The 10,321-nt window shown below is 30.6% G+C and carries 13 protein-coding genes; 5 read left to right on the top strand and 8 right to left on the bottom strand.

The window, feature by feature from the left end:
• The first annotated feature begins 326 nt into the window (after window positions 1-326).
• From K9L97_01035 to K9L97_01025, 3 genes are all read left to right on the top strand, one after another.
• Window positions 327-839 carry a hypothetical protein gene (locus K9L97_01035; protein ID MCF7871593.1) on the top strand — a complete coding sequence of 171 codons (513 nt, stop codon included), beginning with the start codon at window positions 327-329 and terminating at the stop codon, window positions 837-839.
• 193 nt (window positions 840-1,032) lie between these two features.
• Window positions 1,033-1,467 carry a hypothetical protein gene (locus K9L97_01030; GenBank protein ID MCF7871592.1) on the top strand — a complete coding sequence of 145 codons (435 nt, stop codon included), beginning with the start codon at window positions 1,033-1,035 and terminating at the stop codon, window positions 1,465-1,467.
• Between the two features lie 129 nt (window positions 1,468-1,596).
• Window positions 1,597-2,157 (top strand): MFS transporter, encoded by a 561-nt coding sequence (locus K9L97_01025; protein ID MCF7871591.1) that lies wholly within the window; start codon window positions 1,597-1,599, stop codon window positions 2,155-2,157.
• A gap of 125 nt (window positions 2,158-2,282) precedes the next feature.
• Here the strand turns inward: K9L97_01025 and K9L97_01020 are convergent, their stop codons facing one another.
• On the bottom strand, window positions 2,283-2,609 hold the full coding sequence (locus tag K9L97_01020; GenBank protein MCF7871590.1) for a hypothetical protein: 327 nt from the start codon (window positions 2,607-2,609) through the stop codon (window positions 2,283-2,285).
• Window positions 2,610-2,741: 132 nt separating this feature from the next.
• Here K9L97_01020 and K9L97_01015 point away from each other — a divergent pair, with 132 nt between their 5' ends.
• Window positions 2,742-3,317 carry a hypothetical protein gene (locus K9L97_01015; GenBank protein ID MCF7871589.1) on the top strand — a complete coding sequence of 192 codons (576 nt, stop codon included), beginning with the start codon at window positions 2,742-2,744 and terminating at the stop codon, window positions 3,315-3,317.
• A 263-nt stretch (window positions 3,318-3,580) separates the two neighbouring features.
• Here K9L97_01015 and K9L97_01010 read toward each other — a convergent pair whose 3' ends face one another.
• The 5 genes from K9L97_01010 to K9L97_00990 form a co-directional block, all read right to left on the bottom strand.
• On the bottom strand, window positions 3,581-3,835 hold the full coding sequence (locus tag K9L97_01010; GenBank protein ID MCF7871588.1) for a hypothetical protein: 255 nt from the start codon (window positions 3,833-3,835) through the stop codon (window positions 3,581-3,583).
• Window positions 3,836-4,245: 410 nt separating this feature from the next.
• Window positions 4,246-4,536, bottom strand: coding sequence for a hypothetical protein (locus K9L97_01005; GenBank protein MCF7871587.1), 291 nt, complete (start codon window positions 4,534-4,536; stop codon window positions 4,246-4,248).
• Between the two features lie 158 nt (window positions 4,537-4,694).
• Window positions 4,695-5,429: a metallophosphoesterase gene (locus tag K9L97_01000; protein ID MCF7871586.1), complete on the bottom strand. Its 735-nt coding sequence runs from the start codon at window positions 5,427-5,429 to the stop codon at window positions 4,695-4,697.
• Between the two features lie 48 nt (window positions 5,430-5,477).
• Window positions 5,478-6,026, bottom strand: coding sequence for a hypothetical protein (locus tag K9L97_00995; protein ID MCF7871585.1), 549 nt, complete (start codon window positions 6,024-6,026; stop codon window positions 5,478-5,480).
• A 216-nt stretch (window positions 6,027-6,242) separates the two neighbouring features.
• Window positions 6,243-7,484, bottom strand: coding sequence for a hypothetical protein (locus K9L97_00990; protein ID MCF7871584.1), 1,242 nt, complete (start codon window positions 7,482-7,484; stop codon window positions 6,243-6,245).
• Between the two features lie 339 nt (window positions 7,485-7,823).
• On the opposite strand from K9L97_00990, the gene K9L97_00985 reads away from it, so the two are divergent.
• On the top strand, window positions 7,824-8,468 hold the full coding sequence (locus K9L97_00985) for a hypothetical protein (protein MCF7871583.1): 645 nt from the start codon (window positions 7,824-7,826) through the stop codon (window positions 8,466-8,468).
• Between the two features lie 15 nt (window positions 8,469-8,483).
• On the opposite strand, the gene kae1 is transcribed toward K9L97_00985, so the two are convergent.
• Both kae1 and K9L97_00975 read right to left on the bottom strand, forming a co-directional pair.
• A complete protein-coding gene (gene kae1, locus K9L97_00980; protein MCF7871582.1) occupies window positions 8,484-9,470 on the bottom strand; it encodes a N(6)-L-threonylcarbamoyladenine synthase Kae1 in 987 nt (328 codons plus the stop codon).
• Window positions 9,471-9,501: 31 nt separating this feature from the next.
• Entirely contained in the window at window positions 9,502-10,272 is a 771-nt protein-coding gene (locus K9L97_00975) for a hypothetical protein (GenBank protein MCF7871581.1), read from the bottom strand.
• Window positions 10,273-10,321 lie beyond the last annotated feature (49 nt).

The raw sequence follows: 10,321 nt of genomic DNA, 5'->3' as shown, positions 1-10,321 counted from the left end.
ATTTTCCTTTTTCTAATTATTCAACTTTCGAGTTTTCATAATTAGGGAAAATTACTCTTCGGATTTTGCTTAGCAAACCATTCGCTACGCTCATTATCCTCGGTCTTCGCTAAAGCTCAGACGTGTATAACACGTATTACATTCAATCATTCCAGCTACGCTTTCATGACTCTTCGTTAACAAGTTAACTCGTTACCTTCCTCGAATCAAGACGCAACAAAGTAGCTATGATTTGGAAAGCTAAGAATATAACAGGCATTATGTCTAATTTAAAATTTGGCACTCAACAAAACCTTTATAAACTTTATAATAGTAACAACAATAAAATGTATTACGGAAAAGAATATTTGGATGAAATGATTGAAAAAATGAGACAACACCCTGTTTCAGGTTCCTTTCATTATAATGATTTAGCACTCCTAATTGCATTCAAACAATTATCTACATCTGTTTCTTCAATTCAAGATATTGAAAGAATGCAAGGAATACCCAAAAAAAATGGATTAGAAGTACTTGCCGATGTTTGCTCAGGAAACGTTGATTATAGTTTTGAAAAAGCTCCAAGTATTCCAGTAATTACTGATTATTTAGTTGGTAAAAAAATTATGCAAGGTTCAAGAGATAAAAATCTTGAGATTGTTGACAAAGCTATTAGGGATCTTGAAGATAATTTTGGAATAATCGAGAATTCTGAATTGGCTGAACCATGGTGTATTCCGAGACTTGAGGCTACTTTTTCATATCATGATGGAAATTACATAATTCAAGCAGTTACAAATTTCCAGAGATATAAAACACAGGGTGTTGATAACCAAATATTCTTTGATTTTTCTAAGTAACGTGCCAAATTTTAAACTTCTCCGTTCTCTTCGGTCACTCCGACCACGCTGCGCTCTCCTCCTTTCAGTCGTCGGGACGTTTAACATCACAATTTAATGTAATTCTCAGAGAGAATTCGGGCTTAATTAATGCTAACTTTTAAGTAGTAAATAAATGGAAAAATTTATAAAATAGCGTTATTTAACAATATGTATGAATGAAGAAATTTGCGATTTAATCGAAAATGATAAAGATTTATTGCGTGCAAGAGAATTTGCGAGAGAATTTGATTATGCAAATATGAATATAACATTAATCGATTATTATGAAAAACAAGGAAAAACAATAAGCGAAATAAATAATTTATTAAAGTATACAAATCCGATATTTGCTCAAATTCATTTAGAATATTTTGAAGCTTCAGAAAAATTTATTCCACAAAAAATAAATAGTATGCAAAATAAATTACAAATCTTAAAAGAACACATTAAAAATAGAGATTTAGAAAACCTTACAATATACATAGCAAATGAAATTGCGCCTATCCACAAAGAGCTGTTAGATATAAATACGCATATTTTTAATTATGTAACTTTTGTAAATAATAATCCTGCAATTAGTGAAAATAATTCTATAAAAAAAGAATAATCAATAATTTTTTTTCTATTTCTAAACTCGAATTCTGAATTGAAACTAACAAAGATTATGTCTAATTTCTAAGGGTGCCTAAAAATTAGTAGTTAGATATTTAAGTAACCAAATTTTCTTTATACTAATTTGAACATTATCAATAAATTCAACAAGAGAAATCTCAAAATTTTCACTTTTTCTAGTTCATTAATGGCTCTTGCATTTGGATTGTTTGGACCTTTCTATTTAATTTTCATTAATGATGTTGGTGGTAGCATAGAAAATTTTGGAATAGCTGTTGGATTGGTTGTTTTATCTGGTGCTTTAATTTCTCTTGTTGCTGGGAAATATTCGGATTCAATAGGGCGAAAACCTCTTTTGATTATTGGAGGATATTCTTCTGCAATTATAGTTTTTCTTTATACGGTAATCGGATCTCTATGGCAGTTATATCTTCTTCAGATATTTAGTGGATTAATAATTTCTGTTTTTGAAACTTCTGAATCTGCATATTTAGCAGATATAACCGAAAAACAGAAAAGAGGAGCAGATATCGGAAGATATGATGCTTATGTTGGATTTGCAGAAGCATTTGCAATTTTTGCAGGAGGCTTTCTTGCAGGAAAATTTGGTTTTGAATTAATATTTTATGTTGTATCAATTATCTTCGTAATCTCTACAACAATTATGTTTAAACTAAAAGAATAGGTGTGGTGTCCTCTAGAAACTCTGTGGTTTTTTTCTTTTTAAGAAAAAATACGTGGGTGTGGCTTGCGCTCTTTAATTTGGCTCGCCCAGACATATCGATGATTATATTTAAATAAGAAAAAGTTCTACTTCAACTTTACTGGCTTAAAAGAACTGCCATATTTCTTCTTCATATATTTTTCAAAAAATTCTAAATATTCTGGTAAATCTTCATTTTTAGGTAAGATGATAAAATCGATAGGAAAAGCAGAATTAGATTTCTTACTTTTAACTTTTGTAATAATTGCGAAGTCTATATCTTCAGGATTTTTCTTGTTTGAAATCATACTTCCAATAGCATAGACTTCTGAAAAATCTAATTCTTTATCTACCTTCTTTAGAATTTTTTTCGCATCTTTCCACATTTCTTGTCTGTCTTTAGTGGATAAGTATTTTTTGGGTAGTTCTTTCATCGTACACATTTAAGATTATGCTGGGTTATTAAATGTTATGTATAACGTGAATTGGTTGCAATTTGAGTTGAGAACTAAAACGAAGAGACAAAAATAAAAAACTTTATATACATTCTTCAAGATTCTTTTACCATGGCAGAAGAGAAACAAAATGTATTTCTAAATGATGCGTCTATATTGCCTTGGGAACGTCCTCCTAGAGAAGGATACAGAAGTATTTTGCATATGTATAATGGTTCTACTAAACTTATTGAACAAATTGGGTTTGATTCTCTAAATGAAACTATAGGACCTTTCAGAATCATTGGTTCAGCAATAAAATATCTCGCAGATATAATTCATTTAGGAGATTATTATTTTAGAATGAGCGATCCTGTTTTAGGGGAAGAAAAACGAGAAATTTTGTTTGTGGGAGGATTAACAATATATCGACAAGGTCAAATACCAGGAACTGAAATTCAAGGATATGATTTTGAAAGACATGGAAAAATTTGGATTGCTCGAAATTCTGAAGATCAATATAGTTCATCAGATGGATTAAGAAATTTAATTGTTGACAAATCATTAGATCCAATCGATAGAATTGAAGCAATTCTTTCTGGTTATCAAATCCAAGAAGATGATAAGAGAAATGCTCAAAGTAATAGAGAATATGAAAATTGGGAAAGAGGACGTATGCAAGGACAAGATGAAGATACTGTATTCTGATTATGTCCCTGTCGGTTTTTATTTTTTTCCTCAATTCTTTTTAATTGTTTATCATTTTGTTTGTAGAGTCTTAACTCAAGTTTCTTCGTTGCTGTGCTCCTTTATCTACGTTGCGCTCTCACTTCGTTTGGGGCGTTTAACAGGAATTTTCAATAATTTTCCTTTTTCTAATTCTTCAAATATCGGAGTTTTCATCATTAGGGAAAATTGCTCAAAAGTTTAATTGTCTCGTGGCAACTTTTCAAAGAAAAAGACAAACTCTTTTAAAATACATGATCCAGTACCTTAATTGCGCCCCACGTCATTAATGTTTTATAGAAGTAATTTTTAAAAGAAGGTTTATCTTCTCCAGAATGTAGGGGGGTAAATTTCTTAAGTTCATCATACGCATTATATATTGAGTACATAACTCCTATATTGTCTAATCCTTGATCGCCAATCAGTCCATAAGTGGCTATACACGATCCTGCAAAGACTCCTAAATCAAGAATTTTTTCAAGGGTTTTATTTTTATCCATAAAAATAGTGACTCTGAAGTAGTATATAAATGTTTCGTCATTGCAGAGTAGTTATGATGTATTTTCAAAAAAGCGTCATTACGCTCAAAAACAGTAGTTGTTTTTGGCGCGCCAGAAATCCTGTGATTTCTGAGCGAACCACCAAAGAGTAAAAAGTCCAAAAACATTGAATTTTGGACTTTTAGACGTTGTAAGCAGAAACGAGACCTAGCATCTTTAAGCGAATATGCTTAAAAAGAGAGAATTAAAGGCTGGAATTGAGTTGTCCACAAATTGTGTACAACTGAAATTGCCTTCTTCAGATGGAAAATCATATTTAACAGACTGTGCAAAGTGATTTTAGTCTTATCTGCAATCTCAGTTACTAGCATTCGTCCATTTAAGGTTTGGTTTCAACTGATTTTTTGCGCCTAATAAAGTATTATAACGGGAAGAAAATATGCTAATAGAAAGAAAAGTAATATTGTTATGATTATTGGAATGAGAACTATTAGATACATAGGGAGATGTATCTTTTCTTTTTTATTCAATGTGAACAATATGCTAAGTAGAACCAATCCTATGAATATTGAAAAACTTATGTGTCCTATTAAGTGTCTTAATTCACTTCCAAATATTGTGTAATACGCTCCTTTTGGACCCCAACATAATTTGCCAGCAGTATCTATTGGACATCCTTGATGATATTCGATTAGTCTCATGATAAGATGTTGTGATTTGTCATACATTATAAATATTGCTTTAGCTTTAATTGTGTCTGAAATTAACTCGCTTTGCTATGCTTTATGTATTATTGTGCTTTAATGTATTGATTTAGGCAACTTAATAATTATTAATGAATTTAATAAGAAAAAATAATTTATAGTTTTCCCAGCCCTTTGATTTTTCCGAAAAAATAAACGTTGTTTTGATCATCTAAGATGTATGATTCAAATTCTGCGAGTGTTTTTTGTTTTTTTGATTCTTTAAGAAATGGGCTGAGAAATTTTTCTGTAAGAATGTCAGAGCCTTCACTTAAAGGATTTAATGAGGGCATTACGATAAGAGTTTTATTTTTGTATTTTCCTTTAATGAATGCTTTGTATGTTTCAATTCGGTTTCCATCTTTAAGTTTTATTGCGGGGTGTTCGTGACCTATTATTATTGTTTTTGCCTTTGCAAATTCTGAATTTTCGGGGATGATGTCTCCGTGCGTTATGTATATATTATTAAGGAAATAATGTTTTTTCATATTTATCTTAAGTTTACCAGTTATTGGTTGTAAGACTTTGTCGTGGTTTCCTGCAATAATTATAACATCTGAATACTTTTTGAGGTTCTTAAGAAATAATGTTATTTTATCCCATTCGTCATTAGTTATTTTACCAAAGTCGTGTTTTAAGTCTCCGTTAATAATTATTTGTTTGGGCTTTGTTTCTTCTAATATTTTTTCAGTAAATTCATTTATTTGTTTGTATTGATTTAAAGGTATGTTGATGCCTTGGCGGTTCATTATTCTTTCTTGCCCTATATGTATGTCACAGATTATAAGGATTTTTTCTTTTTTTAAAAATAAAGAAGGCCCTTTTATTTCTATTCCTTTTTCTATTTCCATTTTTTTAAGATAATAATCAACGTTTTAATATTTATGATTTTAGAATGTTTAAGCACTGGACTTTGAGGCTTTTTTTGTTTTTCCTTTTGATTTGAGTGATTCTTTTTCTGCTTCTAGTTCTGTTATTCTGTTTTTTAAGAAATCAATTGTTTTTGAATTATCTATTGGGTTCATTATTTCTCCGCATTCTACGCATTTGAAGTTAAATTCCATGCTTCTTTCAAAATCCATTCTTACGCATGCATTTCTGCACATATAGAATTGGTTTCCTACTTCTCTATTAAGTCTTTCTTCTAATTTGTTTATTTTTTGTTGTCTTATCTTTTCATCAATTTGTTCAATCATTTCATCATTTAGGTCCCAGTAACAAATATACCATCCTTTTATCTTGTCTTTTTTTCTTATGAAACTTACTAGGTTGTGTTCTAAAAGTTTGTATAAAAGAAATCTTGTTCTATGTATTTCTATTTCTAGTTCTTCTGCAATGACAAATTCAGAAATTCTTGTTTTTCCTTTTAGGTATTCAACTATTGGGATGGCTTCTTCGCTAACTATTTCTATTACAATTTTTTTCAGCAAGTCCTCTTTTTTTACCATTTTAATCATATTTTTTTCTAAGTAACACGAGAAATTACAATTATCAAGCATTTTTTTGTAATTGTGCTCGTCATATGTTGGCAGGGTTCTTAATTTTGTATCTTCGATTTATAAATATTGTTGTCAAAAAAACCTAACCAAATTTTGTTTTTTGTATCTCTTGTGTGGTAATTATTTTAAAGTTTATATATTTTACTAATCTTTAGTTCAAATAGCTCAAAAATAAGAATTGAGGGTGTTTTGAGCTTTAAATTCTTTTATAAGCTTGCTTTGCGCATATAATTTATCTAAATTAAGGTTGTATCTCTTTTTTAAAAGCAAAGAACCATATTTTAACATACGATTTTCATCAGAAAATTCTATGCGTTTAGAATTCAGAGCATTCCTCACAGCTTCTCTTACAACCCAAACCCCTAAAGGTGCCCAATAAGCATCTGTAATAAATCTTAAAGCCAGAATGCTTCCTCTTCTTTTAGTTTTATCAAAATGCTCTAAAATAGCTAATCGAGAAGCATAGTATCCTCCCACAGTGTCGGCTGCATAATTTTTTCTTCCAAATGAACCTTCATAATCAGTAGCAGATTCAAAAATATCAGGATTTTTAAGACCTGCGCCAACATAAGTTTCAAATAACTCAAAACGCCAAGGCCCTGGAAACATCAATATCAAATAATAATTGCCTAAATATCCTCCAAAATAACTAGAAAATTCAACTTCTCTATTAAAAATAATTTTATTATTGATGATAAATTTTCCTAAAGAATCATCTGTAGCAGTAATGGACCATTTTGTAGGGACCATTTTTCTATTCTTAGATAAACCTATATTGCCTCCGCTTAAAATTTTAGAGATGTAGTGTTCATCTATTCCTTTTGAGTGCAACATGGAAATTGCTGTATTGGCTTTCAAATCAATATCTGAAGAAACTTTATCAACAATTTTGGGAATTTTAGGATTCTCAGATAAAGAAAATTTTTTTAATTCACCCGAAGGCCCATGAGGTAATCTGTCGGAACTAACACTAAAATCGAATTTTAGTGTTTTGTTCAAAAAAACTTCTGAATCAACAGGCTGGTTTGATAAAGAAATATCTCTAATATTTTCTGAAGATTGACTCGAAACAGATTTAACACCTAAAACAGAATAAGAATTTATTAAAGAGGACCTTAGACCAATAATCTTGGGAATGTTATAAAGTTCTTCGCCTTTTGAACTCCACAGCAGAGGATCATCATTATTTTCGTATTCCTTTGCGCCCAAAAATCCTGCTCTAACATCAGGATATCCATAACTGCCGACAAATATTGAAGGAACGCTTGCACCAAAGTTTTTTTTTAGAGATAGCATAGATTTATTTATATTTAATTTTTTTTTTAAAGTCTCCAGTAGTTGTGCTTTTAATGAACCCGTAATTGTTTTGTCTTTACCAGTAAATTTTAAACTATCAGGGATAATCATAAAAATAAAGAATACGTAATTCAATAAAAACTTTACTCACAACAATCACTTTAATAATTACTAGTGAATTATAGTGAAGAACAACAGAATCAAACAATAAGGCCTAATAACAATATTAGTTAACAGTAAGGTGTGTCCCGAATATCTGTATTGCCCTAGAGCTAAATTGAGAGAAACACAACGTGGAACACGTTAAAGATTTGTGTTTCTCGGTAAAAAACTTAGATTGCAAAGCAGCTAACAATACTCCGCAATACGAAAAAGAAAGACTTGGGACACACCTTAACAATAGCAAATTTTAAATATAGCCTTAATAAAATATGAAAAAAGAGGCAATTGATGAAACAAAAAAAAAGAGGGCAGGCAGCTATAGAATTCTTAACGACATATGGCTGGGCATTCATGGCAATAATAATTGCGATGGGAGCCCTGTATTATTTTGATGTTTTGGATACTGATAGATATGTTTTAGTCGAATGTGAAACTGGGCCTCAAATTGCATGCATAGAAGCAAGTTTGGATGAAGAAGGCAATTTAACATTAAGACTTCAAAATAATCAACCTGTCGATTTGTACATTCAACCAAAAGTAACTATGGATGGTTTAATAGCGGATTATCCTGTGCCTGAAGAAAAAACAGTGTCAGGACAAGTTTATTTAGAAACGCAATCAATAGGAGATATAAATTTGAATGTTGGAGACAAAAAAGAGTTGGATATAGAAATAAAATTTGGAAGAACAATAGGTGTTCCTTATAGTGTGTTTGGTTCATCAACATTAAGAGTTGTCCCTGCAGGAGTTGATGCAACAATTACTTGTACAACATATTCTGATTGTAGAAGTTACGGATACGATTTTTGCGTAGCTGGAGAATGTAAAAATTCATGTATTCCAGAAGGAGATTCTTGCACAAACAGCATATGTGCTTCCTCTTGCACCTGTAATTCTGCAGGCCAATGCGTAGCAATAGGATCAGGATCATAAATTTCAAAACAAAAATTATCTATACTTAATTTCAACTTCATCTGTTCTAAGATAAGGCTTGATACTAGATTTTTTGAAAGAGAATTCTTGTCCTGCATTAATAAGATACATTGCATTAATTGCAATCATTGCTGCATTATCTACTAAAAATTGGCGTTCAGGACAAAAAAACTTTATGTTTCTTTCATTACACATACTTTTGACCATTTCTTGTAATCTCAAGTTACAAGAAACTCCTCCTCCAAGAACGACAGCATTTTTTCCAGTATGTGCAATTGCTCTTTCAGTAACTTCAACAAGCATTGCAAAAACAGTTTCTTGAACAGAAAAACACAAATCTTCCTTCGCATATTCTTTTGAAGAAATCATTTTTTTTAACTTAGTTAACAAACCGCCAAGAGCAATATCCATACCTTTAACAGTATAAGGTAACTTAATGAATTGTTTGCCTTTTTTCGCTAATTCCTCAATTTTTGGTCCTCCAGGAAATCCAAGACCTAACTCTCTTGCAAATGAGTCAATAAAGTTGCCGATACCAACATCCAGGGTCTCGCCAAAAACTCTGTACTTACCAGATTCATAGGCAATGATTTGAGTGTTTGCTCCTGATGCATAAAGTAAAATAGGATCTTTTAAACCAGAAAAAAATCGTCCTACTTCCAAGTGCGCAATGCAGTGGTTAATAGGAACAAGAGGTTTATTTAATTTTAAGCTTAAATATCTAGCAAAAAATGCGCCTATTCTCAAACTATGGCCGATTCCAGGACTGTTGCTAAAAGCAATAAAATCAATATCTTTAAAATTTATATTTGATTCATTGATTGCTTTTGTAAATACCTCGTCAAATATTTGTACGTGATGATCTGCAACTTGAGCAGGTATCATGCCGCCTTTGTCAGTTGTAAAAAGTTTCCTTTGATTAGATAATATTTTTTTTCCTTTTAAAACAGCAACTCCAAATGTGTGTGCTGTGCTTTCAATACCTAAAATGATTTTTGTCATTAATGTAAGGAAATAAAAACTCTATTTAAAATTAATCAATAACTCGCTTATATGGTCCAAAAAAATCAACTTTTGAAGATTTTTTAAACAATCCCTCAAACAAATAAAATTTAACAAAATTATCAAAAAATATGTAATCTCTATCATTACCGTTTTTTGCAGTTTCCTCTAATAAGTTATAAGCTTCAGAAATATTGGCCCATTTAGTATCTGTGTGTTCAGTATATTTTTTAGGCATGAATGTTTTTTTGACAGGAAGCAAATTATTTGTGATCAATCTTGCAATACGAAAATTATTTTTTTTATAAATTATGATGTCTGAATTTCTTGCAATGGGCGTTGAGTTATCTACATAATTATTTAATCCGTTTTCTTGTGGAGATAAATTCTTGCTTAAAACAAGTTCAGTTATAGTTTCTTCAGGGAATTCTTCTTCAAATTCACGTGTAACTGCTAAATATATGTCGCCAGGACTGCTTAAATTAATTCCTCCTTTATAAGACAGCTCCCAAAAAGGATCGGTTCTTTTAGAATCTTTCAAATTAAGCATGAATAAAGAATTCAAACCCTTATTTGTGTGTAGCACGCATCTTATACCCATTTCCAACTTATATTTTTTTTTAAGTTCTGGAAAAATGCCTGATTCTTTCCATAACTTAAGCATTCGAGGATTTTCTTTTTCTTTATCATAAAGATATGCACCATTTTCATATTTGGTAACTCTAAATAATTCTTTACTTAAGGGATTATTTATAGATTTTTTATTTTTTATTTTGTTTTTGCCATAGTTTTTAGTTACCATACTTAAAGAACATAGTGTTGTTTTTTAATTATTATGATAATTTATTCTT

The organism is Candidatus Woesearchaeota archaeon, from assembly GCA_021735165.1.
Classification (GTDB): Archaea; Nanobdellota; Nanobdellia; order Woesearchaeales; family 21-14-0-10-32-9; genus JAIPET01.
Note: the sequence above shows the minus strand (reverse complement) of the source record. Positions and strands in the feature narration are given on the sequence as shown.